Origin of the sequence: Iamia sp. SCSIO 61187, assembly GCF_019443745.1 — a bacterium.
Lineage (GTDB): Bacteria > Actinomycetota > Acidimicrobiia > Acidimicrobiales > Iamiaceae > Iamia.
The window spans coordinates 1,800,045-1,825,491 of sequence record NZ_CP050948.1; the positions used below are offsets into that span (position 1 = coordinate 1,800,045).

Sequence of the window (25,447 nt, forward strand, 5' to 3'; positions counted from 1 at the left end):
GTCCGGTGGTTCTCCGCCCACCGGGGGGCCGGGCCGATCACCATGCCGGCCGGGGGAGGTCCCACCGGTACAGTGGTCGCCCTCATGCAGTCCACCGTCGAGCCCGCCGAGGGCAACAAGGTCAAGCTCCGCGTCGAGGTCCCCGGCGACGTCTTCGAGCACGAGGTCGATGCCGCCTTCAAGCGGATGGCGCGCGAGGTCCGGCTCCCCGGCTTCCGGCCCGGGAAGGTGCCCCGCAAGGTGCTCGAGGCGCGGGTCGGGGTGGAGGCGGCGCGCAACGACGCCCTCCAGCACGCCCTGCCCGAGTACTACGCCGCCGCCCTCGCCGAGCACGACGTCGACGCCATCGCCCCGCCCGAGATCGAGATCACCGCGGGCGAGGACACCGGCCCGGTGGCCTTCGACGCCACCGTCGAGGTCCGGCCCGAGGTCACGGTGGGCGGCTACGCCTCCCTGCGGGTCGTCATCGACTCGCCCGAGCCCACCGACGAGGAGGTCGAGGAGCGCGTCGAGCACCTCCGCGAGCAGTTCTCCACCCTCGCCGACGTCGACCGTCCCGCCGCCGAGGGCGACACCGTCACCATCGACATCTCCGGCGCCCGCGACGGCGAGCCGCTCGACGGCCTCACCGCCGAGGGCTACCAGTACCGCGTCGGCGCCGGCTCCATCGTCCCCGAGCTCGACGCCAACCTCGAGGGCGCCGGCGTCGGCGACACCCTGGAGTTCACCGCCGACCACCCCCAGGAGGGCGAGGACCCGGTCGACTTCACCGTCGTGGTGAACGAGGTCCGCGAGACCGTGCTGCCCGACCTCGACGACGCCTTCGCCGCCGAGGCCTCCGAGTTCTCGACCGTCGAGGAGCTCCGCACCGACCTGCGCACCCGCCTCGCCACCGTGAAGGCGTCGCAGGCCCAGATGGCCGTCCGCGAGGGCACCGCCGACGAGCTGGCGAAGCTGGTCGAGGAGGACCCGCCCGAGGCCCTCGTCGAGACCGAGATGCAGACCCGCCTCCAGGACCTCGCCCTGCGCCTGCGGGCCCAGGGGATCGAGCTGGCCCAGTACCTCCAGCTCACCGGTCAGGACCCCGACGCCTTCCGCGAGGAGCTGCGCACCGCGGCGCAGCGGTCGGTGCGGGTCGACCTTGCTCTGCGGGCCGTCGCCGTGGCCGAGGGCATCGACGTCGACGACGACGACCTCGACGCCGAGATCGAGGCCGTCGCCGCCCGGGTGGGCCAGCCGGCCAAGAAGGTGCGCCAGCAGTTCGAGCGCAACTCCCAGCTGTCGTTGGTACGCTCCGACGTGCGCACCCGCAAGGCCATGGACTGGGTGCTGGAGCACATCGAGGTCGTCGACCGCGACGGCAACGCCCTCGACCGTGAGGCCCTCCTCGCCGACGAGGACGACCACGATCACGATCATGGCCACGACCACGGGGCGGCTCCCTCCGACGACCCCCAGAACGACTCACCCGACGAGCAGGACAGCTGATGGAACCGGCCTACAACTACCTCGTGCCCACCGTGGTCGAGCAGACCAACCGGGGCGAGCGGGCCTTCGACCTCTACTCCCGCCTGCTCAAGGACAACATCATCTTCCTGGGCACGCCGATCGACGACACGATCGCCAACCTGGTGTCGGCCCAGCTGCTGCACCTCGAGTCGGAGAACCCCGACAAGGACATCAACATCTACATCAACAGCCCTGGTGGCGACATCACCGCGCTGTTCGCGATCTACGACACCATGCAGTACGTCAAGCCCGACATCGCCACCATCTGCTTCGGGCAGGCGGCCTCGGCGGCGGCGGTGCTGCTGGCGGCGGGCACGCCCGGCAAGCGCATGGCCCTGCCCCACGCCCGCGTGCTGCTGCACCAGCCCTGGGGCAGCGGTGGCGGTCAGGCCTCCGACATCGAGATCCAGGCCAAGGAGATCCTGCGCATGCGGGACCTGCTCAACGAGATCCTGGCCCGCCACAGCGGCCAGGACGTCGAGCGGATCAAGCGCGACACGGACCGCGACTACGTGCTGTCCGCGCCCGAGGCCCAGGAGTACGGCATCATCGACGAGGTCATCGCCTCCCGCGAGATCGTGGACCGCACCGGCCCGATCACGGCGGCGAGCTGATCACGCACGAGTCCTGACCCACCCGACCACAGACCGACAGGGGATCCCCGGTGGCCAAGTTCGGAGAAGGCGGCGAGCTCCTCAAGTGCTCGTTCTGCGGCAAGTCGCAGAAGCAGGTCAAGAAGCTCATCGCCGGCCCCAGCGTCTACATCTGCGACGAGTGCATCGACCTCTGCAACGAGATCATCGAGGAGGAGCTGTCCGAGGGCGCCGACCTCACCCTCGAGGACCTGCCCAAGCCCCGTGAGATCTTCGAGTTCCTGAACGACTTCATCATCGGGCAGGAGCAGGCCAAGAAGATCCTGTCCGTCGCCGTCTACAACCACTACAAGCGGGTGCAGCTGGGCTCGACCCGGAGCCACGGCGACGACGTCGAGCTGGCCAAGTCGAACATCCTCCTCATCGGGCCCACCGGCTGCGGCAAGACCCTCCTCGCCCAGACCCTGGCCCGTCTGCTCAACGTCCCGTTCGCCATCGCGGATGCCACCGCCCTCACCGAGGCCGGCTACGTGGGCGAGGACGTCGAGAACATCCTCCTGAAGCTGATCCAGGCCGCCGACTACGACGTCAAGAAGGCCGAGACCGGGATCATCTACATCGACGAGATCGACAAGGTGGCCCGCAAGGCCGAGAACCCGTCGATCACCCGCGACGTGTCGGGCGAGGGCGTGCAGCAGGCGCTGCTGAAGATCCTCGAGGGCACCGTCGCCTCGGTGCCGCCCCAGGGCGGGCGCAAGCACCCGCACCAGGAGTTCATCCAGGTCGACACGACCAACATCCTGTTCATCTGCGGTGGTGCCTTCGCCGGCATCGAGCGCATCATCGAGAGCCGGTCCGGCGCCAAGGGCGTGGGCTTCGGCGCCGACATCCGCAAGGCGCAGGAGAAGGACATGGGCGACGTGCTCACCTCCGTCCTGCCCGAGGACCTCCTGAAGTTCGGCCTCATCCCCGAGTTCATCGGCCGGCTGCCGGTCATCGGCGCTGTGGCCAACCTCGACCGCGAGGCCCTGGTGCGGATCCTCGTCGAGCCCCGCAACGCCCTGGCCAAGCAGTACAAGAAGTTCTTCGAGTACGAGAACGTCGACCTCGAGTTCACCGACGACGCCCTCGAGGCCATCGCCGACCAGGCCATCCTCCGGGGCACCGGCGCTCGCGGCCTGCGGGCGATCCTCGAGGAGGTCCTCCTCAACACCATGTACGACCTCCCCGGGCGCGACGACATCGAGCGCTGCGTGATCGACGCCAAGGTCGTCCAGGAGAAGGTCAACCCGACCCTCGTGCCCCGGGGCTCCGAGCGCCGGGCCCCCCGCCCCCGCCGCGCCGCCTCCTGACCGACACGGATGGTGCCAGGCACCATCCGTGGGTGGCGCTCGGGTGACGACGGGATCGTCGCGGCCGAGCCCACGACCCGGGGTGAGTAGCGTGGGCTCCCGTCCGAGGGGCAGAGCCGCCCCGTCGTCAACCACGGAGGACCGTCGTGCACAAGGCCATCAAGGGTGCCCTGATCGGAGGCGTCGTGGGCGCAGGGGTCGCCGCCGTGCAGGCGTCGCGTGCTCCCGACCCCGATCGTGACCCCGTCCCCGGCATCGCCAAGGGGGCGGCCGAGGGTGCGCTGGTGGGTGCCGGCGTCGGCCTCGTCCTCCAGTGGCGCGTGACTCGCAAGGCCAAGAAGGCGGCCAAGGCCGGCGCCGCAGTCGAGGTCACCCGCAAGCTCGGCTTCGTCGCCGACAAGGTCGAGGGCACCATCGACCGGGCGCTCGACGCCGCCGAGGCCGCCCTCCCGCACGTCGAGGAGCTGGCCGAGCGGGCCTCGTCGTCGCTGTACGAGCTGGCCGACGCCACCCGCCCCCACGTCCGAGCCCTGGCCGACACGGCGCGCGAGAAGGCCTTCGACCTGTCCGAGGTCGCCATCGAGCAGGCCCGTCCCCACGCCCGGGCGGCCCGCGAGCGGGCGCCGGAGCTGGCCGAGCACGCCCGGGAGGTGGCCAAGGAGCGGGCCGCCGAGCTCTCCGAGCTGGCCAAGGAGAAGGGGCCGCTGCTGGCGGCGTCGACCCGCACCATGGCGGCCGACCTGGCCGAGGTCGCTCGGGAGAAGGCCCCGGTCCTGGCCGAGGAGGCCCGCCACCGGGCCGCCGAGGCCGCCGAGCAGGCCCGTCACCGCGCCGAAGAGGTCCGTCTCCGCGTCGCCTGACCGACCTTTGTCCGGAACCCTGCCGCAGAGGGGGACTTCCGGACAAGGTTCGGCGGCCGGTCCCCAGCTTTGTCCGGAACCCTGCCGCAGAGGGGGACTTCCGGACAAGGTTCGGCGGCCGGTCCCCAGCTTTGTCCGGAACCCTGCCGAGGAGGGGGACTTCCGGACAAGGTTCGGGGGTGGCGGTGCCCGGTAGCGTGGTCGGGCTGTGAACATCGACTCCGCCCTGCGCCACCTCGCCTCCCGCGCCGACCACCAGGTGGCGCGTGACGAGGTCGGCGACCGCATCGGCCGTCTCCTGCACGTCCTCGGCGACCCCCACGAGGCGGCGCCGGTCATCGCCGTCACCGGCCCCGGCGCGGCGTCGGTCGCGGCCATGGCCACGGCCCTGCTGCGGGCGCAGGGCCTCTCGGTGGGGACCATCACGTCGACCGCCCTCGAGCAGGTGGCCGAGCGCCTGGCCTGGGACGGGACCACCGTCGACGACGACACCTTCGCCACCCTCGTCGGTGACGTCACCGCCGTCGAGGAGCTGGCCGGGCTCACTGCCGCCGCCTCCGAGATCGTCGTCGCCGCCGCCTTCCGGTGGTTCGCCGAGGTCGCCGTCGACGTCGTCGTGCTCGAGACCGGCCACGACGACCCCGTCGCCCTCGTCGAGCCGACCGTCGCCGTCGGCGCCGACGAGCACGGGACCGTGACGGTCGCCTCGGCCGACGGCGCCTGGGAGCTCAACCGCGACTTCGGCGTCGCCGTCGACAAGGTCGCCGTCGGCGGGCGCCTCCTCGACCTGCGGACGCCCGACGCCCAGCACGACGACGTCTACGTCCCGGTCCACGGCGGCCACCAGGCGGCCGCGGCGGCGACCGCCCTCGCCGCGGTCGAGGCCTTCCTCGGTCGGCCCCAGGACACCGAGGTCGTGACCGAGGCGCTGGGGGAGCTCCGGCTGCCGGGCCGCTTCGAGGTCGTCGCCCGCCACCCCACCGTCGTCGTGGACGTGGTGACCGACGCCGGGGCGGCCGAGGCCACCGCCACCACCCTGGCCGAGGACATGATGCTCCCGGGGTCGGTCCTCATGGTCGTCGGCTTCCGGTCCGGCCCCGACCCCGAAGCGATCCTGCACGCCCTCGGCGTCGCCGACGCCGGCCTCGTCGTGGCCTGCGCCCCCGAGGGGGCCGGGGTCGTCGCCGCCTCGGACCTCGTCGGCGTGGCCGAGCGGCTGGGCGCCGTGGCCGAGACCGTGCCCGAGCCGGTCGACGCCGTGAACCGGGCCCTGGCCGTGGCCACCGAGGACGACCTCGTCCTCGTCGCCGGCGCCCCCGAGATCGTCGGCCCCGTGCGGGCCGCCCTGCGAGAGATGGACGTCCCCGCGTGAACCCCCCCGCCACCGCCGCCACCGAGGTCGACCCGGCCCGGATGCGCCCCAACGACGCCTGCTTCTGCGGGTCGGGGCGCAAGTTCAAGCGCTGCCACGCCCCCTCGTTCGAGCGGGTGCGGGCCGGACAGGTCAGTCCCCAGCGGCCCGTGCCGGACGGCGTCGAGCTGCCCCACTACGCCGCCGAGGGCGGTCGCAGCCGACGTGACGTCCCCGACGTCCACCCGCCCGAGACGATCGAGGCGATGCGCCGCACCGGCGCGGCCGCGGCCGAGATCCTCCGCACCGTCGGCGACGCCATCGCCCCCGGCGTCACCACCGAGGAGCTCGACCGGATCTGCCACGAGGCGTGCCTCGCCGCCGGCGGCTACCCCAGCCCCCTCAACTACGGCGAGCCGTCGTACCCGAAGTCGATCTGCACGTCGGTCAACGAGGTCATCTGCCACGGGATCCCCGACTCGCGGGCCCTGCGCGACGGCGACATCGTCAACCTCGACGTCACCTTGTTCCGCGAGGGCGTCCACGGCGACACCAACGCCACCTGGGGCGTGGGGACGATCGACGACCTGAGCCGGCGCCTGGTGCGCGTCACCCGCGAGTGCCTCGAGAAGGGCATCGAGGCGGTACGTCCCGGCCGGCCGACGAGCGACATCGGCCAGGCCATCCAGGCCCACGCCGAGGCGGAGGGCTTCAGCGTGGTGCGGGCCTTCACCGGCCACGGCGTCGCCCACGAGTTCCACACCGGGCTGCACATCCTCCACTACTTCGAGCCGCGCGACGCCCGCGTGGTGATGGAGCCGGGGATGACGTTCACCATCGAGCCCATGATCGCCCTGGGTGCGTGGCAGCACCGGCTGTGGGACGACGAGTGGACCGCGGTGACGACCGACGGGCGCCGCACGGCCCAGTTCGAGCACACCCTCGTCGTCACCGACGACGGCGCCGACATCCTCACCCTCCACCCCGACGGCCGCTGGTCCGGCCACTGACCCGGACGCGACGTGCCTGGCACGTCGCGTCCCTTGGTTCGGAGCGGTGGGGGAGGGGTCGCTACGGTCCGGGCCATGACGTCCCGCACCTTCGTGATGGCCAAGCCCGACGCCGTGGAGCGGGGGCTGGTGGGCGAGATCGTGAGCCGGATCGAGCGCAAGGGCCTCCGCCTGGTCGCCGCTGAGCTCCGCACGGCGAGCACCGAGCTGGCCGAGCAGCACTACGCCGAGCACGCCGAGAAGCCCTTCTACGGCGAGCTCGTCGCCTTCCTCACCCGGTCGCCGGTCTTCGCCATGGTCGTCGAGGGCCCGAACGACGACACCTGGGAGCTGTGCCGCATCCTGATCGGCAAGACCCAGGTCACCGACGCCCAGCCCGGCTCGATCCGGGGCGACTTCGCCACCACCACCAACGAGAACCTGGTCCACGGCTCCGACGGGCCCGAGTCGGCCGAGCGCGAGATCGGCCTCTGGTTCCCCCAGGGCGTCTGACGGGGCTGCCACACATACCCCCTGACCAGGGGCGCAGTGCAGGATCCACCTCTGTCGGCCTCGGTTCGGCTAGGGGGTGATTGTTGCGGTCGGATGACAGGGCCTACACTTCGGCCCGACCCGCGCCCGGCCCCAACGGCGCAGCCTCGGAGGTCCCCCGTGTCCGACAATCCGATCAGCTCGCTCATGGGCCGCGACATGGCTGTCGACCTGGGCACCGCCAACACCCTGGTCTACGTGCGGGGTCGAGGCATCGTCTTGAACGAGCCGTCGGTCGTCGCCGTGTCGGTCAAGGACGGCCGGGTCCTGGCCGTCGGCACCGAGGCCAAGCGGATGATCGGGCGCACGCCCGCCCACATCGAGGCCATCCGGCCCCTGAAGGACGGCGTGATCGCCGACTTCGAGATCTGCGAGAAGATGCTCCGCTTCTTCATCCACAAGGTCCACCAGCGGCGCTTCTCCAAGCCCCGCATGGTGATCTGCGTGCCGTCGGGCATCACGGGCGTCGAGCAGCGGGCCGTGCAGGAGGCCGCCGAGTACGCCGGCGCCCGCAAGCCCGCCTACATCATCGAGGAGCCCATGGCCGCCGCCATCGGCGCCGGGCTGCCGGTCCAGGAGCCCACCGGCAACATGATCGTGGACATCGGCGGCGGCACCACCGAGGTGGCCGTGATCTCGCTGGGCGGGATCGTCGCCAGCCAGTCGGTGCGGGTGGGCGGCGACGAGCTCGACGACGCCATCATCCAGTTCATCAAGAAGGAGTACAGCCTCGCCCTCGGCGAGCGCACCGCCGAGGAGGTCAAGATGGCCCTCGGGTCGGCCTGGCCCCTCGAGGAGGAGCTGCACGCCGAGATCCGCGGCCGCGACCTGGTCACGGGTCTGCCCAAGACCATCGTGACCTCGACCGAGGAGATCCGCGAGGCCATCGAGGAGCCCGTCGCCGCCATCTGCGACGCCGTGAAGGTCACCCTCGACAAGACCCCGCCGGAGCTGGCCGCCGACATCATGGAGCAGGGCATCGTCCTGGCCGGTGGTGGCGCCCTCCTCCACGGCCTGGCGCACCGGCTCGAGCACGAGACGGGCATGCCCATCGTCATCGCCGACAACCCCCTCCACTGCGTGGCCATCGGGTCGGGGCAGTCGCTCGAGGAGTTCGAGGCGCTCAAGGGCGTCCTCTTCTCCTCGAACCCGCAGACCTGACCTCGTCCGAGACTCCGTGCCCTCATCCCGGCGTTTCGGACGCTCGCGCCTCACCCTGATCCTGCTGGTCCTGGCGTCGCTCACCGTCCTCACCCTCGACTACCGCGACACCGGACCGGTGCAGGGCGTCCGGCGGGTCGCCGGCACCGTCTTCTCACCGTTTGAGGGCATCGGCAACGCCATCGCCTCGCCCTTCCAGAACGCCTGGCGGGGGATCTTCTCCTACGACGACCTCGAGGACGACAACCGCGAGCTCCAGCGCCGGCTCGACGCCATCGCCGGCGAGGAGGTCGAGGGCCGGGCCGCCCAGGAGGAGCTGGCCGAGCTGCAGCGGATGATGAACCTGCCCGTGCCCGACGACATCGAGCAGCTGGTCGCCCAGGTCACCTCGGGCCCGCTGACCAGCTTCGACTCGACCTTCGAGATCAACCGCGGGTCGGGTGACGGCGTCAGCGAGGGGATGGTGGTCGTCACCGACGCCGGCCTCGTCGGGCGGGTCGACCGGGTCGAGGGCGGCACGGCGCGGATCCGGGTCATCACCGACCCCGACTACGGCGGCTTCGGCGTGAAGCTGGTCGGCAGCCGCGACGTGGGGATCGCCCGCTCGACCGGCCAGGACGGCATGGTCCGGATCGACGAGGGCATCTCCGAGGACACGCCGGTCGAGGGGGGAGAGGACGTCGTCACCAGCGGCCTGGACCGCAGCGCCTACCCGCCGAACATCCCCGTGGGGACCGTCGAGTCCATCCGACCCACCGAGGACCGCACCGAGCGCATCGTGGTCGTCGACCCGATCGCCGACCTCGACGGGCTCAGCTACGTCGCCGTGCTGCTCTGCACGGACGACTGCTCGTAGCCCGTGGTCGCCGCCCGCCTGGCCGTCGTCGCGCTCGTCACCCTGGTCGTGCAGGTCGTGGTGATCTCGCCCCTCGAGATCGGGGGCGGGCGCGGCAACGTCGTGCTGCTCTTCGCCATCGCCGCGGCCCTGGAGACCGACGCCGAGCGCGGGGCCCTCGCCGGGTTCGCCTCGGGCCTCGCCTTCGACCTCCTCCTCGACACCCCGACCGGCCTGTCTGCCCTCACCGGCGCCCTGGTCGGATGGGTGGTCGGGTCGGCCAAGGAGTCCGTCCTCCGGGACGCGACGGTGATCTGGATCGGGCTGGTTGCCGTGGCGTCAGCCCTCGGCACCCTGCTGTACGCCGGCCTCGCCGTGGTGCTCGGCGTGACCGTCGATGCCACCGCCCTCCCGGCTATCGTCGGCGTGATCGCCGTGGTGAACGTCGCGTTCAGCAAGCCCATGCGGTGGGCGCTGCGCTGGGCCTACGGGCCTGAGGGCCGTGCCCGCGACCGCGGCCCCTCCGTCTTCCGCTGATTGCCCCCATGACCTCGACCAACCCCCGCGCCCGCCACCACGTGCTGGGCATCGTCGCCCTGTCGCTGTTCGCAGCCTTGTTCGTGCGGCTGTGGTACCTCCAGGTGCTGACCACCGACGAGGCCCTCGCCGCCGTCGACAGCGCCCGCACCCAGACGGTGATCACCGAGGCGCCCCGCGGCCGGATCTACGACCGTTCCGGCAAGGAGCTGGTCTCCAACCGCCGCACCATCCAGGTCCAGGTCGACTACCAGGAGTTCTTCGAGCTCGACGCGCCGGAGCAGACCGAGCTGCTGCGCACCCTGGCCCGGGAGATCACCGCCGACCAGCTCCTCCGGGCCAGCGGCGAGCGGAGCGCCGACGACCCCGGGCCCCGGCCCGAGGAGCCGGTCGAGCCGACCGAGCCCGACGGCACTGACCCCGGCGACGGGGGCGACGAGGGCGACGAGGCCGGCAGCACCACCACCACGACCACGACGACCGTCCCGGATGCGCCGACCGACGAGGAGGACGCCTCCGCCGTCGACCCCCCTGATGGCAGCGCCGACCAGCCGGCCGGCCCGTTCGGCCAGCCCGCCCCGCCCGCCGGCGTGGCCACCGGGGCCCAGAACCCCGACGGCTCGGGCGATGCCGACCCCGCTCCTCCCGAGCCGGTCACCGCCGAGATCCTGCGCGAGCGCATCGAGGACCCCCGCTACAGCAAGTTCAAGCCGGTGCCCGTCGCCACCAGCGTCTCGGAGGAGCTCGAGCTCTACCTCACCGAGAACCCCGACAAGTTCCCGTCGGTGTCGGTCGAGCGGGTGACGGTGCGCCAGTACAACTACGGCGCCCTGCTCGCCCACGTCCTGGGCTACGTCGGCGCCATCACCGAGGACGAGCTGGAGGAGTTCCAGAACGAGGAGAAGCCCTACGAGAACGACGACGACATCGGCAAGGCCGGCATCGAGGCCGGGCTCGAGCACGAGCTGCGCGGCACCCCGGGGCGCATCGTCTACGAGGTCGACGCCCGCAACCGCCCCATCCGCGAGCTCGTCGACCAGCGGCGCGAGCCGATCCCGGGGCGCGACGTCTACCTCACCATCGACATCAACATGCAGTACCTCGTCGAGAAGGGCCTGGCCGCCGAGATCGAGCGCCGGCGTGGGGTCCAGGACAACGGCTGCTTCCTGCCCGGCGGCTGCAACCCGCTCGGCGCCGCCTCGGTGGCCATGGACCCCCGCAACGGCCAGGTCCTCGCCATCGCCTCGTACCCGACCTACGACCCCAACCTGTTCGTGGGCGGCATCTCCACCGAGGACTACCAGGCCATCTCGGCCGACGACCGCGGCGACCAGCACAACTTCCCCCTGCTGAACCGGGCCATCGCCGGCCAGTACGCCCCGGGCTCGACCTTCAAGCTGTTCAGCGCCTACGCCGGGCTGGCCAACGGGATGGTCACGCCGGACTTCGTCTACAACGACACCGGCACGTACCTCTACAGCGCCAACTGCAACGCGGCCGCCGAGAGCGTGTGCTCGGCCCAGAACGCCGGCGGCGTGGGGACCGGCGCCGTCGACCTGCGCGAAGCGCTCACCCGTTCGTCCGACACGTACTTCTACAAGATCGGCGACGAGTCGTGGCGGGCCCGCGACCGCATCGGCGAGGAGGCCATGCAGCGCGCGATGGGCGCCTGGGGCCTCGGCGAGCGGACCGGCATCGACCTGCCGGGCGAGCAGCCCGGGCGCATCCCCACGCCGACGTGGCTGATGGACTTCTCGATCGACCTCAACGGGGACACCGAGGAGGCCCGTATCGCCGGGACGTGGACCGCGGGCGTCAGCGGCAACACCATGGTCGGCCAGGGCGACGTCCTCATGACGCCGCTGCAGCTGGCCCGGGGCTACGCCACCTTGGCCAACGGCGGCACGATCTGGAAGCCCCAGCTGGTGCTCCAGGTCACCGACTACGGCTCCGGCACCAACGTCGAGGTCACCGAGCCCGAGGCCACCGGCCAGGTCGACCTCCCGCCGGAGTGGCGCGACCCGATGATCTCCGGGTTCGACGGCGTGACCAAGGACGACGGCGGCACGGCGGCGACCGCCTTCCGGGGGTTCGACCAGTCGCAGTGCCCGATCGCCGGCAAGACGGGCACCGCCCAGGTGACCGGCAAGAACGACTCGTCGCTGTTCGCCGCCTTCGCCCCGACGCCGACCGACGGCCGGGAGTCCACCATCGCCATGGCCACCGTCTTCCAGGAGGCCGGCTTCGGCGCCCAGGCGGCCGTGCCCCTCACCCGCCGGGTGCTCGAGCCCTTCGCCGCCGTCGGCTGCAACATCGAGGCCTTCGGCGCCCCCGACAGTCCCTTCACCGCCCCCCTCGGCGGGTGGTTCGACGTGGACGAGGCGCAGGCGGAGTACATCCCTCAGGCCGGGGACACCCAGGACTGATGGCCACCGTCCCCATCCCCCGCCGGCGCCCGCTCACGTCGCTCCGCCACGACCCCTCGGCCATCTGGCACCACATCGACGCCGTCCTGGTCGCCTGCCTGGTGGCCGTGGCCGGGCTCGGCGTGCTGATGGTCTACAGCGCGACCCGGGGCGCATCGCCGCCCTACGACGGCTCGTACCTGACCCGGCAGGCCTTCTTCGTGGTCATCGGCCTCATCGCCTGCGCCGTGGTGGCGGTGGTCGACTACCACAAGGTCCTCGACCAGACGCCGCTGATCTACGGGTCGACCATCGTCTTGCTGGTGGCGGTGCGGCTCGTCGGGTCGCGCCGGTCCGGCACGCAGGGCTGGTTCCAGCTCGGACCGTTCCAGCTCCAGCCGTCGGAGTTCGCCAAGCTGGCCCTGATCCTCGGGTTCGTCTACCTGGCCACCCAGTTCCACGGCGACATCGACCTGCGCCGGCTGGGCGCCCTGCTCGGCCTCTGCGCCCTCCCGATCGTCCTGGTGCTGCTCCAGCCCGACCTGGGCACGTCGCTGGTGTCGGTGGCGGTGACCTTCTGCCTGCTCGTCGCCGCCGGAGTGCGGGGGCGCTACCTCGTGCTCCTCGGCGTGGCCTCGGTGCTGCTCGCCACCTTGGTGCTCACCAGCGGCGTCCTCGACGACTACCAGAAGGCCCGGCTCACCGTCTTCGCCAACCAGGAGTCCGAGAGCTCGCTGGAGGACCAGCGGGGCGACGCCTACAACCTCGAGCAGTCCAAGCTGGCCATCGGGTCCGGCGGCGTCCGGGGGACCGGCCTGTTCAACGGCCCGCAGACCCGAAGCGAGAGGGTGCCCGAGCAGCACACCGACTTCATCTTCACGGTGGTGGGGGAGGAGCTGGGCCTCATCGGCGCCGGCGCCCTGCTGTCGGCCTACGCCGTCATCGTGTGGCGGATCTGGCGCACCGCCCAGCTGGCCCGTGACGACGCCGGCTCCATGATCTGCCTCGGCGTGCTGGCCATGTTCGTGTTCCAGATCTTCCAGAACGTCGGCATGACGATGGGCATCATGCCCATCACCGGCATCCCGCTGCCGTTCCTCAGCTACGGCGGCTCGTCGACGATCATGGCCTTCATCGCCATGGGCCTGGTGCTGAACATCCACATGCGCCGCTTCCGCTGACCCCACCCCCGGTTCTGTCAATCCTGGTGGGGCCTGGAGGCGCATGGGGATTGACAGAACGAGGTGTCGCTTCGCCATCCCGCGGGAACGGTGGGCGTGCGCTTCCCCCGCAACCGTCGGCCCGCCCGGGCCGGCCCGATCGGGAGAAGCGAGACGTGGACATCTACGAGCTGGCGGCCAGGCAGCACGCCGCCTTCACGCGCGAGCAGGCGCGCGCTGTTGGGCTGACCGACGACCGCCTCCGGGGGATGGTGGCTCGAGGCGAGGCCCGGCGGGAGGCGCCGGGGGTGTTCGTGCTCTCGGGGATCTCATCGAGCTGGCACCAGCGGTTGCACGTGGCGACTCTGAGCGTGCCCGGCTCCATGGCGTCGCACCGGGCCGCGGCCCGGCTGCGCCGGATCCCGGGGTTCGACCAGGCGCCGATCGAGAGATCGTGGTCGAGCGTGGCCGTCACCGTCGCACCGCGGGACGGGGCGTCATCATGCACGAGAGCAAGGACCTGCGCGGCGTCGACTTCGACGAGGTCGACGGCATCTCGTGCACCGCGCTGGTGCGCACGCTGGTCGATCTGCCGGCGGTCTGCCACGAGTTCAAGGCGGGCGTCGCTCTCGACCATGCCATGCGCCACGAGCCGGCCGTGCTCGACCGGGTCGTTCAGCGCCACCTCGAGGTCGCCCGCCGGGGCCGCACCGGCACCGTGGCGCTGCGGGCCCTGCTCGCCGAGCGGTCCGATGCCAACCTGGTCGACAGCGGGTTCGAGCGGCGGACGTTGCGGCTGATCGCCGGCAGCGCGCTGCCGCCTCCCGTCACACAGCACCACGTGGTCGACGGCGACTTCCAGTGCTGGCTCGACATCGCCTGGCCGGCGTTCAAGGTCGCCGTCGAGTGCGACAGCCTGGCTCACCACCAGGGCGAGCGCGCCTTCCGGTGGGAGCGGGTCCGCCGGCGTCGGCTCATCGCCCTCGGCTGGACGATCCTCGAGTTCACCTACCGCGAGGTCACCCAGCAGGGGCCGATGGTGCTCGCCGAGATCGCCCGCCACGTCCCCTGACGCTTCTGTCAATCCTGGTGGGGCGTGGGTGCGCATGGGGATTGACAGAACGAGGGGGGAAGCCGAGGAGGGGGCGGACCTCGGTGATGCTGGGCGTCCGGGGCGGCTCGCTGAAGCCGAAGCGGGCGGGCGGGTCGATGGCGGCGAGGCCGCCGAGGTCGCGGCCGGCGACGGTGGCCCGAGCGGTGACGACGGGGCGCCACGCGGTGGCCTGGTACCACTCCTCGACGCCCCGGGGGGAGACGCCGTAGGTCTCGACGCCCATGAGCGCCCGGGCCAGCGGGCGCTCGACCCAGCGGGTCACCCACGCCGGCCGCCGGGGCGGGGGGATGTGCCAGCCGGGGCCGGCGATCATGGTGACGACGGCGTCGACCGCCGGGAGGGACACGGCGAGCGACCGTCCGTCGCCCTCGACGGCGAGACCCGGGTCGACGACCACGTCGTCGAACTCGTACACCGAGGTGATGAAGTCGGCGCCGGCCGAGGATCCGACGTGCAGCGTGCGCACGCCGGTCGGCGAGGCCCACATCACGTCGGCCAGGGGGCCGACGGGGGAGCGGGTCCAGAGGCCGACGACGACCCGATCGCCGCTCGCGAACCCGGCGGCGCCGATCACCCCCTCCATGCGCAGTCGCGGCCCGACGGGGGACCGTCGGTAGACTCGACCGATCATGTCGTCAGTCTGGCCGGCCCTCGAGGCCATCCTCCCCCGGGTGGCCAAGCCGGCGCGCTACATCGGTGGGGAGGACGGCGCCCAGGAGCCCGAGCACGGCCCCGACCAGGTGGCCTGGCTGCTCGCCTACCCCGACACCTACGAGATCGGGCTGCCCAACCAGGGCCTCCAGATCCTGTACGAGATCCTGAACGAGCGGGACGACGCCGTCGCCGAGCGGACCTACGCGCCGTGGACCGACCTCGAGGCCCTCCTGCGCGAGGAGGGCATCCCGCTCTTCTCGGTCGACACCCACCGCCCGGCCGGCGACTTCGACATCCTCGCCTTCAACCTCTCGGCCGAGCTGACCTACACGAACCTGCTCTCGATGGTCGACCTGGCCGGCTGCCCCGTGCGCGCCGCCGATCGAGGCCCGCACGACCTGTTCATCGGTGCCGGCGGGCACTGCACCTACAACCCCGAGCCCATCGCCCCGTTCCTCGACTTCGTGGTCCTGGGCGACGGCGAGGAGGCCGTCGGCGAGATCACCGAGGCCCTCGCCCCGTGGATGGCCGCCCGCGACGCCGGCGAGCCCGTCAACCGCCACGACGCCCACGTCGCCCTGGCCGGCGTCACCGGCGTCTACGTCCCGAGCCTCTACGAGGCCGACCACGACCCCGAGACGGGCATCCTCCGGGCGACCCGACCGACCCACCCGGCGGCGCCGGACGAGGTCGAGAAGCGCACCATCGCCGACCTGGGCGAGTGGCCCTACCCCCGCAACCAGCTGGTGCCGCTCACCGAGGTCGTCCACGACCGCCTCAACGTCGAGGTCTTCCGGGGCTGCACCCGGGGCTGCCGGTTCTGCCAGGCCGGGATGATCACCCGCCCCGTGCGCGAGCGCCCCGCCGATCAGGTCCGCACCATGGTCCAGGACGGCCTGCGCCGCACCGGCTACGACGAGGTCGCCCTCACCAGCCTGAGCACCGCCGACTTCAGCGGCATCGAGGGCGTGGTGTCCGACATCGTGGACAACACCGCCGACCAGATGGGCTGCGGCGACGTCAGCGTCTCGCTCCCGTCGCTGCGGGTCGACGCCTTCACCGTCGGCATCGCCGCCGACATCCAGCGGGCCCGCCGCACCGGCCTGACCTTCGCCCCCGAGGGCGGCACGTGGCGGATGCGCCAGGTGATCAACAAGCTCATCAGCGAGGACGACCTCTACGGCGCCGTCGAGTCCGCCTACTCCCAGGGCTGGCGGCGCATGAAGCTCTACTTCCTGATCGGCCTCCCGACCGAGACCGACGAGGACACCCTCGGCATCGCCGACCTCGCACGCAACGTGGTCGCCATCGGCCGGAAGTACCACAAGAACCCGAGCGTCACGGTGTCGATCGGCGGCTTCGTGCCCAAGCCGTTCACCCCGTTCCAGTGGTTCGGCCAGAACACCCGCGAGGAGCTGACCCGCAAGGTCGGCCTCCTGCGCGACGCCACCCGGCGCGACCACGGCGTCCAGCTCAAGTGGCACGACCCCCGGGCCACCACCGTCGAGGGGATCATGTCCCGCGGCGATCGCCGCCTGGCCGACGTGATCGAGGACGTCTGGCGCCACGGCGGCACGTTCCAGGAGTGGAGCGAGCACTTCGACATCCAGCTGTGGCTCGACGCCCTCGAGCGCCACGGCCTCACCGTCGAGCAGCTCGTCTACCGCCACCGCACCGAGGACGAGGCCCTGCCCTGGGACCACCTCTCGGCCGGACTGCACAAGGACTTCCTGTGGCAGGACTGGCGTGACGCCCTCGACGAGGTCGGGCTCGAGGACTGCCGCTGGACGCCCTGCTACGACTGCGGCGCCTGCACCGGCTACGGCATCGAGCACGTGGTCGCCAACGCCACGCCGCCGGCCGGCGGCAGCCAGGGCACGGGCCGACCCGTCACCGTGACGCTGGGCGCCAAGCCCGTCGCCGTTCCGGCGGGAGCCACACCGTGAGCGAGAACGAGCCCGCCGCACCCGACGGCCCGGTGAAGGTCCCCGGCCCCGGGCCGCTGCAGCTGGTCAAGATCCGGCTGCGGTTCACCAAGCTGGGCAAGGTCCGCTTCACCAGCCACCGCGACGTGGCCCGGATGTGGGAGCGGGCGCTGCGCCGCGTCCAGCTCCCCGTCGGCCGCTCGCAGGGCTTCTCGCCCCGACCCAAGCTCCACTTCGGCCTCGCCCTCTCCACCGGGCACGAATCCCTGGCCGAGTACCTCGACGTCGACCTCGTGGAGGGCACCACGGTCGACGTCGCCTCCCTGCCGGACCTCCTCAGCCCCGCACTGCCCCGTGGCGTCACCGCCACGGCCGCGGCCGAGGTCCCGCCCGGCACCCCATCGCTCCAGCACGCCGTCACCAGCAGCCGCTGGGAGATCGAGGTGGGCGGCCTCGACCTCCCGACGCTCGCGACGCGGTCCGAGGCCCTCCTCGCCGCGCCCGAGCTGGTGATGACCCGCCAGCGCAAGGGCAAGGACGTCATCGACGACGTCCGCGCCCACCTGCACCACCTCCAGGCCGTCGACCGCGACGGCGCCCCCCTGCTCATCGCCGAGCTGGGGGCGCAGAACCGCGGCCTCCGGCCCAGCGAGCTCGTCGCCCTCCTGGGCGACGGCGCCCGCGAGGTGGGCGTGTGCAGGACCCACCAGTTCACAGAGCACGACGGCGTCCGGACCGAGCCCCTCCCGGCCCCGGACCCCTGGCCTGCTCCGCACGCCCAGGCGCGTGCGTCATGAGAAGGGATCGCACCCATGACCGACGCCGACCAGACCCCCCGCGGGGCCACGGCCTCCCCCGAGCCGACACCCCGGGCTGAGCGCCCGGCCCCCGCCGGCACCGCCCCCGAGCCGTCGGGGGACCGCCCCACCGGCTCGTCCGACGGCCGATCGGCCGGCGGCTCCCGTCGCGACCGCGACGACGACGCTCCCGGCTCATCGCGACCCTCGGACGACAGCCCGTCCGACTCGTCGGGCTCGTCGAACGCGCCGGGCTCGTCGAGCGCGTCGAGCGCGTCGGGCTCGTCCGGCGACGGCACCTCCGGCGCGCCCGGTGGCGGCACCCGCCGCCGGCGCGGCTCGCGCGGGGGTCGGGGCCGCAGCGGCGGCGACGGCGACAGCACCGCAGCCGGCGCCGACGGCGACGACACCACCCGGTCCGCCGGTGGCCGAAGCCCACGGTTCGAGGGCGACGACGCCACCCGGTCCGCCGGTGGCCGAAGCCCACGGTCCGAGGGCGACGATGCCACCCGGTCCGCCGGTGGCCGAACCCCACGGTCCGACGGCGACGCCGCCCCGGCCGGCGACGCCCCACCCGCGGCGCGCCCGAGGATCGGCGACACCCGCCCCGCCCCGCCCGCCGCCGGCGGCGACGGGGCCCCCGTCGCGGCCAAGGCCGAGGGCGAGGGCGGCTCCGCGGGCGGGCGCAAGCGTCGGCGCCGCGGCGGCCGTGGTCGCGGCAAGGGCGGTGGCCAGGGCGGCGGTCAGGGCGAGCAGAACGGTGGCGGCGATCGCAGCGGCGGCCGCGGGGGCCAGGGTGGCGGCCAGCAGGGTCGTGGCGGGGGCCAGGGCGGCCAGCAGGGCCGCGGGGGCCAGGGTCGCGGCGGCCGGGGCGACGGGCGAGGCGGCCAGCGTTCGGTCCAGCCGGTCACCGCGCTCACCGGCGAGGCGGTCGAGCTCGACGACGACGTGCTCGCCGCCCGTCGAGGACGCGAGCGCAAGGGCAAGGCGGTCGGGCGCTACCTGATGGCCGTCCACGTCCAGCCCGAGGCGACCCAGATCGCCATCCTCGAGGGCCGCTCGCTCATCGAGCACCAGGTCTCGCGACCGGCCGACGACATCAGCCAGATCCACGGCAACATCTACCTGGGCAAGGTCCAGAACGTGCTGCCGGGCATGGAGGCGGCCTTCGTCGACATCGGCACGCCCAAGAACGCCGTCCTCTACCGCAGCGACGCCCGGGCCGACGACGACCTCGACCAGCCCAAGCAGCGCTCGAACGCCAAGATCGAGGACATGCTGCGGGCCAAGCAGCTGATCCTCTGCCAGGTCACCAAGAACCCCATCGCCCACAAGGGCGCCCGCCTGACCCAGGAGGTCTCGCTGCCGGGCCGGTTCGTGGTGCTGGTGCCCAACAGCACGACCTACGGCATCTCCAAGCGACTCCCCGACGACGAGCGCAAGCGGCTGCGGAACATCCTCGACAAGGTCCGGCCCAAGGGCCACGGCCTCATCGTCCGCACCGCCGCCGAGGGGGTGACCGCGTCGGAGATCGAGGCCGACGTCACCCGCCTGGCCAGCCAGTGGCAGCAGATCGAGGCCCTCGCCGAGCGGGCCCGGAGCCAGGGCCCGACCCTGCTCTACCGGGAGCCGGACACGGCCATCCGCATGATCCGCGAGGAGCTCACCAACGACTTCCGCAAGGTCGTCATCGACGATCGCCACCTGTTCGAGCAGGTCAGCGACTACGTCAGCAGCATCTCGCCCGAGATGGCCGAGCGGGTCGAGCTCTACGACCCGGCCACCGAACCGCTGCCCCTCTTCGAGAAGCACCACATCCACGAGCAGCTGCACAAGGCCCTCGACCGCAAGGTGTGGCTGCCCTCGGGCGGGTCGCTGATCATCGAGCACACCGAGGCGCTGACCGTCATCGACGTCAACACGGGCAAGAACGTGGGCACGTCGAGCCTCGAGCAGACGGTGTACCTCAACAACCTGGAGGCGGCCGAGGAGGTCGCCCGCCAGCTCCGGCTGCGCGACATCGGCGGCATCATCGTCATCGACTTCATCGACATGGAGATCGCCAAGAACCGCGACGACGTCATCAAGACCTTCCGCGACGCCCTGGCCCGGGACAAGACCCGCACCCAGGTCTTCGACATCTCCCAGCTGGGCCTGGTCGAGATGACCCGCAAGCGGATCGGCGAGGGGCTCCTCGAGTCCTTCGCCCAGGGCTGCCCCCACTGCGAGGGGCGCGGCGTCGTCCTCGACACCTCCCTCCTCCCCAAGGGCTGACCTCCTGCCGGTGCCCGGCTCCGGTGGGAGGTCATGGGTTGGGCGCCCCACCGGCGCCCCACTAACCTGGCCCGTCGGCCCGTGCGGCCACCCGATCGACCACCCGAGACGACGAGACGACCATGGATGCAGTCATCAAGACCGGCGGCAAGCAGTACCGCGTGACCGAGGGCCAGCGGCTCGAGGTCGAGAAGCTGGGCCCGGTCGACACCGAGGTCGAGCTGACCCCGCTGCTGCTGGTCGACGGCGACACCGTCCTGGCCACCCCCGACGCCCTGGCCAAGGCCACCGTCACGGCCAAGGTCGTGGGCGACGCCAAGGGCCCCAAGGTCACCGGGTTCACCTACAAGAACAAGAGCAACCAGCGGAGGCGCTGGGGCCACCGGCAGCACTACTCCACCGTCGAGATCACCGGCATCAAGAAGGGCTGAGGCGACATGTCGAAGACCAAGGGCGGCGGTTCCACCCGGAACGGCCGCGACTCCCAGAGCAAGCGCCTCGGCGTCAAGGCCTACGACGGCACCCTCGTCCCGGCCGGTTCGATCATCGTCCGCCAGCGCGGCACCCGCTTCCACCCCGGTGAGAACGTCGGGCGCGGCGGCGACGACACCCTCTTCGCCACGGCCACCGGCCGGGTGAAGTTCGGCCGCCGGCGCGGCCGCAAGCTCGTCGACATCATCACGGAGTAGGTCTCAGTCACTCGTTCGCTGGCGCTCACTCCGTTCCTTCGAGTTTGAAGGGCCTCGCTGCGCTCGGGCTGCTCTGACGGCCTCCGCCTCGTTCCTCGCCTCCGGCCGTCCCTCCTGGGGGAGACCCCCAGACCCCCAGCGGCTGCGCCGGGCCACACGCGCTCGGTGACGCCTGCCCGCTTGGCCTCCCGGTCGTCAGGCCGTCACGCCGTCGAAGCGGCGTTGGTAGGCGGCGGCGATGGCGACCAGGGGGGCCTCGATCGACCACGCCCCCAGGGCCTCGGCGGCGCGGGGATCGATGCCGGCGCGGGGCAGGACCCGGTCGAGGATCTGGTGGCCGAGCCGCACCCGCGCCTCGGGCGGGAGCCCGGCGGCCCGCAGGAGGAACGACCGGACCAGGCGGTAGTCGTCCGGGGTGAGCCGGGTCGCGTCGAGCCGGGCGGCCCACGGCTCCCAGCCCGGATGAGGGACGAAGCGGCGCGGGTGGGCCCGATCGGCGCCGGCGCCCCGCTCGCGGACCACGACGGTGCCGGCGAGGTGGTCGCCCAGCCGCCGGAACCGCTGGCTGGCGAGCGCCACCGCCACGGCGAGGGTGCCGAAGGTGAGGATGATCTCGACCACGCCGACCAGGCCGCGCACGAGGGCGTGGCGCACCCGGATGGGGGCGCCCTCGACGGTGACCACCCGCAGGCCGAGGGCGAGCTTGCCCAGGCTGCGGCCCTTGGTCCCCACCTCCCACGCCGTGGGCCACACGATGAGCACGGCGAAGAGGCCCACGGCGCCGACGACCGCCGCCAGGATGGCGCCGCCGTCCTCACCGGTGGTCGACGACGACGCCGCCGCCAGGACGCCGGCCACGGTGAACACGGCGTAGAGCACGACGAGCATGGCGACCAGGTCGATCAGGGCGGCGAGGAGCCGGCTGGCCAGCCCGGCGGCGTCGAGGTCGAGCTCGACGGCCTCGGGGGTCACGATCCGGAAGCCCTGGGCGCTGATGGTCGACCTCACCGGGTGCGGGGGCGTGGCCCCGGCCGGGCCGGGGTGGCCGGTACGGTACCGCCCGAGTGGACGTCGACCGGTTCATCGCCCTGCACGAGCCCGCCTGGCAGCGGACCGCCGAGCTGGCCCGTCGGGCCGGGCGGCGGCACGACCTGGCCGGTCCGGAGATCGACGAGCTCCTCCGCCGGTACCAGGAGGTCACGCTCCACCTCTCCCAGGCCCGCACCACCTACCGGGACGCGGCCCTCACCCGGCGCCTGTCCACGGTGGTGGCGGCGAGCCATGCCGCCGTCCACGGTGCCCGGGTCGCCCGGCTGGCCACGATCCGCCGCTTCCTCGTCGACAGCTTCCCGGCCGCGGTGTGGACCTGCCGGCGCCAGCTGCTGGCCAGCTCGATCCTCTTCTGGGGCACCGGGATCGTGCTCGCCCTCGTGTTCTGGGCCGCCCCCGACCGCATCGACCTGGTGATCCCCGACTCCTACCAGGAGACCTACGCCGAGGAGGACTTCGTGTCCTACTACTCGGAGAACCCGTCGATCGTCTTCTTCAGCGCGGTCACCACCAACAACATCCAGGTCTCGGTCCTGGCCTACGGGCTCGGGGCCCTGGCCGTGTTCCCGGGCGCCCTGGTGCTCTTCGAGAACGGTGCCGCCCTGGGGATGATCGCCGGGCTGTTCCTGCAGCGCGGCGAGTTCTGGTCGGTGTTCATGGTCTACGTCCTCCCGCACGGGCTGCTCGAGCTGACGGCCATCACCGTCGCCGGGGCGGCCGGGCTGCGGGTGGGGTGGACCCTGTTCGCCCCCGGTGACCGGTCGCGCCCGGTCGCCCTGGGCGAGGAGGGGCGCCGCAGCGTCACTATCGTGCTCGGGACCGTCATGGCCTTCGTGGTCGCCGGCCTGGTCGAGGGGTTCGTCACCGGCGCCCCCGCCATCCCCCCGGGCCTCAAGATCGCCATCGGGGTCGTGGTGTGGCTGGCGTTCCTGGTGTGGATCCTCGGGCGGGGTCGGCAGGCCGTCGCCGAGGGCTGGACCGGCGCCCTCGAGGAGCTGCGGCCGACGTGGGTGCCGCTCGACCCGCTCGCCCCCGTGACCGCCCCGCTCCGGCCGCCCGAAGTCCCCGCCGCCCTCCTGGCCGAGCCCGCCGCCCGCATGTAGCAGCGCGAACGTTGTCCGGAACCCTGCCGAGGAGGGGGACTTCCGGACAAGGTTGATGGTGGCGTTGCGAACGTTGTCCGGAACCCTGCCGAGGAGGGGGACTTCCGGACAAAGTTGGAGTGGGGGCGGTCAGCGGGCGTGGAGGTAGTGGTCGACGAGGCGGGCGGCCAGCTGGCCCGGCGGGGCGTCGACCACGGTGACGCCGAGGCCGCGGAGGCGGGCGGCGAGGTGGGCCCGCTCGTCGAGGGCCGAGGTGGCCGCGGCCCGCAGGTAGGCGGCCTCGTCGTCGCCGGCGGGAGCCACGGCCCACCCCTGGACCTCGGGGTCGGTCACCGAGGCGACCACCACGTCGGTGTCGCGCAGGACGAGCGGGAGCGCCGGCAGCAGGGTCTGGGCCACCGTCGCCTCGGTCAGGTCGGTGGCGATGACGACGGTGGTGAGCCGTCGGTGCCGGGCCTTGGTGTGGCTGAGGGCCCGGCGGTGGTCGGTCTCGACCAGCGCCGGCTCGAGCGGGTAGGTCGCCTCGACGACCCGGGCCAGCTGGTCGGGGCGGTGCGACGGCGGGAGCGAGGCCCGGACGAGGTCGTCGTAGGCCACCAGGCCGACGGCATCGTCCAGCCCGGTGGCCACCGTGATCAGGGCGAAGGTGGCGTCGAGGAGGTGCTCGAGGCGGGGGACGTCGGCGATGCGACCGGCGGTGGTGCGGCCCACGTCGACCAGGACCATGATCGTCTGGTTGCGCTCGGCCCGGTAGGTGCGCACGATCGGGCGCCCGGCCCGGGCGGTGGCGGCCCAGTCGATCCGGCGGAAGTCGTCGTCGGGGCTGTACTCCCGCAGCTGGTCGAAGTCGGTCCCGGTGCCGGGCCGGCGCACCGTGCGCACCCCCAGCTCGAGGTGACGGGCGCGGGCCAGGCGCAGCTCGGCGTCGGCCCGGCTGGGGAAGGCGGGGACCACCTTCAGGGCGCCCGGCACCTCCACGGCCCGCTGGCGGGCGGCCAGCCCGAGCGGCCCGACGCTGCGGACGGTGACCTCGGCGGGTGCGAACCGGCCCCGCCGGCCGGGGCGGATGCGGGTGTCGACGCGGGCCTCGCTGCGGGGTGGGACGGCGACGTCCCACCGACGGGTGTCGGCCCGCAGCGAGGGGGCCAGCTCGTCGGCGACGCCGAGCCGCAGGCGGCGACCCGTGGGGTTGCGGACGACGAGGGCGGAGCGGGCCGTGGCGCCCAGGGCGACCTGGGCCGGCAGGTCCCGCCCCACCTCGACCACCGCGGGGCTGGGGGCGAGGAGGAGGTCGACCACCGCCAAGGCGACGAGGGCGACGGTCGGGAGCCACCACGGGAACGGCAGCTCGTCGGGCAGGGCCAGGCGCACGGCGACGAGCGCCAGGAAGGCGAGGGCCAGGCGGCGGGTCCCGGCGGGGACGAGACCGGCCCGCGACGGCGGCGACGGCGACACCCGCGACGGCCCGCCGGGCGGGACGTCAGCCGTGTCGCTCGTCTGGTCCGGGTGCCCGGCGACGGCGGTCATCAGCGGGGTGACGGCACCGTGGCCAGGAGGCCGTCGATGACCCGGTCGGCGGTGAGCCCCTCGAGGGCTGCCTCGGGCCGGATCATGAGCCGGTGGCGCATGGCCGGCTTGGCGACGGCCTTGACGTCGTCGGGGGTGACGAAGTCGCGACCGGAGAGCCACGCCCACGCCTTGGTGGCGTGGAGCAGGGCGGCGGCGCCGCGGGGCGACACGCCCAGGGCGACCGACGGGGCCTCCCGCGTCGCCCGGGCCAGCTGCACGAGGTAGGTGATGACGACGTCGTCGACCCGGACGCGGCCGACGGCCTGGCGGCCCTGCTCGATGTCGGCCACCGAGGCGACCTGGCGGACGCCGGCGGAGGTCGGGTCGTGGACGTCCATGCCGGCGTTGTGGTTGCGCAGGATGGTGACCTCGGCGTCGCCGGTCGGGTACGGGACGACGACCTTGAACAGGAAGCGGTCGAGCTGGGCCTCGGGCAGGGGGTAGGTGCCCTCGTACTCCACCGGGTTCTGGGTGGCCACGACGACGAACGGTTCGGGCAGCGGCCGCGTCGCGCCCCCGACGGACACCTGACGCTCCTCCATGGCCTCCAGCAGCGCGGCCTGGGCCTTCGGGGGCGTGCGGTTGATCTCGTCGGCGAGCAGCAGGTTGGTGAAGATGGGCCCCTTCCGGAAGGCGAACTCGGTGCCGCCCTCGAGCACCAGCTGGCCGGTGACGTCCGACGGCAGCAGGTCGGGCGTGAACTGGATCCGGTTGACCTCCAGGTCGAGCGTGGCGGCCAGGGTCTTGACGAGGAGCGTCTTGGCCACGCCGGGCACGCCCTCGAGGAGGACGTGGCCCCGGACGAGCAGGGCGGCCAGGAGGCAGGCGAGCACCGGGTCCTGCCCGACGACCACCTTGCTCACCTCGGTGCGGACGTCGTGGACCATGCTGCGACCCCCACCCCCGCCGGCGTCCTTGGCGAGCGAGGACGGGGCGGTCGGAGCCGTGCCCGGTGCTCCGGGCTGAGG

At 72.8% G+C, this 25,447-nt stretch carries 24 protein-coding genes; 19 read left to right on the forward strand and 5 right to left on the reverse strand.

Annotation, left to right across the window (positions count from 1 at the left end):
• Window positions 1-84: 84 nt before the first annotated feature.
• The 12 genes from tig to rodA all read left to right on the forward strand — a co-directional run bounded on the left by tig (window position 85) and on the right by rodA (window position 13,325).
• A complete protein-coding gene (gene tig / locus HC251_RS08690; protein ID WP_219944904.1) occupies window positions 85-1,488 on the forward strand; it encodes a trigger factor in 1,404 nt (467 codons plus the stop codon).
• A complete protein-coding gene (locus HC251_RS08695) occupies window positions 1,488-2,123 on the forward strand; it encodes an ATP-dependent Clp protease proteolytic subunit (RefSeq protein WP_219944905.1) in 636 nt (211 codons plus the stop codon). Before tig ends, HC251_RS08695 begins: the two co-directional genes overlap by 1 nt.
• Window positions 2,124-2,173: 50 nt before the next feature.
• A complete protein-coding gene (gene clpX / locus HC251_RS08700) occupies window positions 2,174-3,454 on the forward strand; it encodes an ATP-dependent Clp protease ATP-binding subunit ClpX (protein WP_219944906.1) in 1,281 nt (426 codons plus the stop codon).
• 146 nt (window positions 3,455-3,600) lie between these two features.
• Window positions 3,601-4,314: a hypothetical protein gene (locus HC251_RS08705; RefSeq protein ID WP_219944907.1), complete on the forward strand. Its 714-nt coding sequence runs from the start codon at window positions 3,601-3,603 to the stop codon at window positions 4,312-4,314.
• 208 nt (window positions 4,315-4,522) lie between these two features.
• Window positions 4,523-5,686: a hypothetical protein gene (locus HC251_RS08710; protein ID WP_219944908.1), complete on the forward strand. Its 1,164-nt coding sequence runs from the start codon at window positions 4,523-4,525 to the stop codon at window positions 5,684-5,686.
• A gap of 41 nt (window positions 5,687-5,727) precedes the next feature.
• Complete coding sequence (gene map / locus HC251_RS08715; protein ID WP_219945647.1) at window positions 5,728-6,675, forward strand: type I methionyl aminopeptidase; 948 nt, start codon at window positions 5,728-5,730, stop codon at window positions 6,673-6,675.
• Between the two features lie 75 nt (window positions 6,676-6,750).
• Window positions 6,751-7,167, forward strand: coding sequence for a nucleoside-diphosphate kinase (gene ndk, locus HC251_RS08720; RefSeq protein ID WP_219944909.1), 417 nt, complete (start codon window positions 6,751-6,753; stop codon window positions 7,165-7,167).
• A gap of 186 nt (window positions 7,168-7,353) precedes the next feature.
• The gene (locus HC251_RS08725; protein WP_219945648.1) at window positions 7,354-8,367 is read left to right on the forward strand and encodes a rod shape-determining protein; all 1,014 of its coding nucleotides are present in this window, start codon (window positions 7,354-7,356) and stop codon (window positions 8,365-8,367) included.
• A 16-nt stretch (window positions 8,368-8,383) separates the two neighbouring features.
• Window positions 8,384-9,223, forward strand: a complete 840-nt coding sequence (mreC, locus tag HC251_RS08730) for a rod shape-determining protein MreC (protein WP_219944910.1) — start codon at window positions 8,384-8,386, stop codon at window positions 9,221-9,223.
• Between the two features lie 3 nt (window positions 9,224-9,226).
• Window positions 9,227-9,739, forward strand: a complete 513-nt coding sequence (mreD, locus tag HC251_RS08735; RefSeq protein WP_219944911.1) for a rod shape-determining protein MreD — start codon at window positions 9,227-9,229, stop codon at window positions 9,737-9,739.
• Between the two features lie 8 nt (window positions 9,740-9,747).
• Window positions 9,748-12,165: a penicillin-binding transpeptidase domain-containing protein gene (locus HC251_RS08740; RefSeq protein WP_219944912.1), complete on the forward strand. Its 2,418-nt coding sequence runs from the start codon at window positions 9,748-9,750 to the stop codon at window positions 12,163-12,165.
• The gene (rodA, locus tag HC251_RS08745) at window positions 12,165-13,325 is read left to right on the forward strand and encodes a rod shape-determining protein RodA (RefSeq protein ID WP_219944913.1); all 1,161 of its coding nucleotides are present in this window, start codon (window positions 12,165-12,167) and stop codon (window positions 13,323-13,325) included. The genes HC251_RS08740 and rodA overlap by 1 nt, the downstream gene beginning before the upstream one ends.
• A 163-nt stretch (window positions 13,326-13,488) precedes the next feature.
• On the opposite strand, the gene HC251_RS08750 is transcribed toward rodA, so the two are convergent.
• Complete coding sequence (locus HC251_RS08750; protein ID WP_219944914.1) at window positions 13,489-13,779, reverse strand: hypothetical protein; 291 nt, start codon at window positions 13,777-13,779, stop codon at window positions 13,489-13,491.
• Window positions 13,780-13,806: 27 nt separating this feature from the next.
• Here HC251_RS08750 and HC251_RS08755 point away from each other — a divergent pair, with 27 nt between their 5' ends.
• Entirely contained in the window at window positions 13,807-14,376 is a 570-nt protein-coding gene (locus HC251_RS08755; protein WP_219944915.1) for a DUF559 domain-containing protein, read from the forward strand.
• On the opposite strand, the gene HC251_RS08760 is transcribed toward HC251_RS08755, so the two are convergent.
• Entirely contained in the window at window positions 14,324-15,049 is a 726-nt protein-coding gene (locus HC251_RS08760; RefSeq protein WP_219944916.1) for a hypothetical protein, read from the reverse strand. The genes HC251_RS08755 and HC251_RS08760 overlap by 53 nt on opposite strands.
• Here HC251_RS08760 and HC251_RS08765 point away from each other — a divergent pair.
• The 5 genes from HC251_RS08765 (at window position 15,048) to rpmA (ending at window position 20,757) form a co-directional block, all read left to right on the forward strand.
• On the forward strand, window positions 15,048-17,018 hold the full coding sequence (locus HC251_RS08765) for a TIGR03960 family B12-binding radical SAM protein (protein ID WP_219944917.1): 1,971 nt from the start codon (window positions 15,048-15,050) through the stop codon (window positions 17,016-17,018). The genes HC251_RS08760 and HC251_RS08765 overlap by 2 nt on opposite strands.
• Window positions 17,015-17,794 carry a TIGR03936 family radical SAM-associated protein gene (locus HC251_RS08770; RefSeq protein ID WP_219944918.1) on the forward strand — a complete coding sequence of 260 codons (780 nt, stop codon included), beginning with the start codon at window positions 17,015-17,017 and terminating at the stop codon, window positions 17,792-17,794. The genes HC251_RS08765 and HC251_RS08770 overlap by 4 nt, the downstream gene beginning before the upstream one ends.
• A gap of 15 nt (window positions 17,795-17,809) precedes the next feature.
• Entirely contained in the window at window positions 17,810-20,068 is a 2,259-nt protein-coding gene (locus HC251_RS08775; RefSeq protein WP_219944919.1) for an Rne/Rng family ribonuclease, read from the forward strand.
• Window positions 20,069-20,190: 122 nt separating this feature from the next.
• The gene (rplU, locus tag HC251_RS08780; RefSeq protein WP_219944920.1) at window positions 20,191-20,499 is read left to right on the forward strand and encodes a 50S ribosomal protein L21; all 309 of its coding nucleotides are present in this window, start codon (window positions 20,191-20,193) and stop codon (window positions 20,497-20,499) included.
• 6 nt (window positions 20,500-20,505) lie between these two features.
• A complete protein-coding gene (gene rpmA, locus HC251_RS08785; RefSeq protein WP_219944921.1) occupies window positions 20,506-20,757 on the forward strand; it encodes a 50S ribosomal protein L27 in 252 nt (83 codons plus the stop codon).
• 195 nt (window positions 20,758-20,952) lie between these two features.
• On the opposite strand, the gene HC251_RS08790 is transcribed toward rpmA, so the two are convergent.
• On the reverse strand, window positions 20,953-21,765 hold the full coding sequence (locus HC251_RS08790) for an RDD family protein (RefSeq protein WP_219944922.1): 813 nt from the start codon (window positions 21,763-21,765) through the stop codon (window positions 20,953-20,955).
• A 56-nt stretch (window positions 21,766-21,821) separates the two neighbouring features.
• On the opposite strand from HC251_RS08790, the gene HC251_RS08795 reads away from it, so the two are divergent.
• Window positions 21,822-22,910 (forward strand): stage II sporulation protein M, encoded by a 1,089-nt coding sequence (locus HC251_RS08795; protein WP_219944923.1) that lies wholly within the window; start codon window positions 21,822-21,824, stop codon window positions 22,908-22,910.
• 129 nt (window positions 22,911-23,039) lie between these two features.
• Here the strand turns inward: HC251_RS08795 and HC251_RS08800 are convergent, their stop codons facing one another.
• Together HC251_RS08800 and HC251_RS08805 are read right to left on the reverse strand one after the other, a co-directional pair.
• The gene (locus HC251_RS08800) at window positions 23,040-24,437 is read right to left on the reverse strand and encodes a DUF58 domain-containing protein (protein WP_219944924.1); all 1,398 of its coding nucleotides are present in this window, start codon (window positions 24,435-24,437) and stop codon (window positions 23,040-23,042) included.
• A complete protein-coding gene (locus HC251_RS08805) occupies window positions 24,437-25,366 on the reverse strand; it encodes a MoxR family ATPase (protein WP_219944925.1) in 930 nt (309 codons plus the stop codon). The genes HC251_RS08800 and HC251_RS08805 overlap by 1 nt, the downstream gene beginning before the upstream one ends.
• Window positions 25,367-25,447: the final 81 nt, after the last annotated feature.

Excerpts from the sequence above, each read along its gene's own strand:
- HC251_RS08805 (WP_219944925.1), bottom strand. The coding sequence starts at position 25,366 with ATGGTCCACGACGTCCGCACCGAGGTGAGCAAGGTGGTCGTCGGGCAG.
- HC251_RS08725 (WP_219945648.1), top strand. The coding sequence starts at position 7,354 with ATGGGCCGCGACATGGCTGTCGACCTGGGCACCGCCAACACCCTGGTC.
- HC251_RS08765 (WP_219944917.1), top strand. The coding sequence starts at position 15,048 with ATGTCGTCAGTCTGGCCGGCCCTCGAGGCCATCCTCCCCCGGGTGGCC.
- HC251_RS08800 (WP_219944924.1), bottom strand. The coding sequence starts at position 24,437 with ATGACCGCCGTCGCCGGGCACCCGGACCAGACGAGCGACACGGCTGAC.
- HC251_RS08760 (WP_219944916.1), bottom strand. The coding sequence starts at position 15,049 with ATGATCGGTCGAGTCTACCGACGGTCCCCCGTCGGGCCGCGACTGCGC.
- map (WP_219945647.1), top strand. The coding sequence starts at position 5,728 with ATGCGCCCCAACGACGCCTGCTTCTGCGGGTCGGGGCGCAAGTTCAAG.
- ndk (WP_219944909.1), top strand. The coding sequence starts at position 6,751 with ATGACGTCCCGCACCTTCGTGATGGCCAAGCCCGACGCCGTGGAGCGG.
- tig (WP_219944904.1), top strand. The coding sequence starts at position 85 with ATGCAGTCCACCGTCGAGCCCGCCGAGGGCAACAAGGTCAAGCTCCGC.
- HC251_RS08755 (WP_219944915.1), top strand. The coding sequence starts at position 13,807 with ATGCACGAGAGCAAGGACCTGCGCGGCGTCGACTTCGACGAGGTCGAC.
- HC251_RS08775 (WP_219944919.1), top strand. The coding sequence starts at position 17,810 with ATGACCGACGCCGACCAGACCCCCCGCGGGGCCACGGCCTCCCCCGAG.
- rpmA (WP_219944921.1), top strand. The coding sequence starts at position 20,506 with ATGTCGAAGACCAAGGGCGGCGGTTCCACCCGGAACGGCCGCGACTCC.
- rodA (WP_219944913.1), top strand. The coding sequence starts at position 12,165 with ATGGCCACCGTCCCCATCCCCCGCCGGCGCCCGCTCACGTCGCTCCGC.
- HC251_RS08740 (WP_219944912.1), top strand. The coding sequence starts at position 9,748 with ATGACCTCGACCAACCCCCGCGCCCGCCACCACGTGCTGGGCATCGTC.
- rplU (WP_219944920.1), top strand. The coding sequence starts at position 20,191 with ATGGATGCAGTCATCAAGACCGGCGGCAAGCAGTACCGCGTGACCGAG.
- HC251_RS08695 (WP_219944905.1), top strand. The coding sequence starts at position 1,488 with ATGGAACCGGCCTACAACTACCTCGTGCCCACCGTGGTCGAGCAGACC.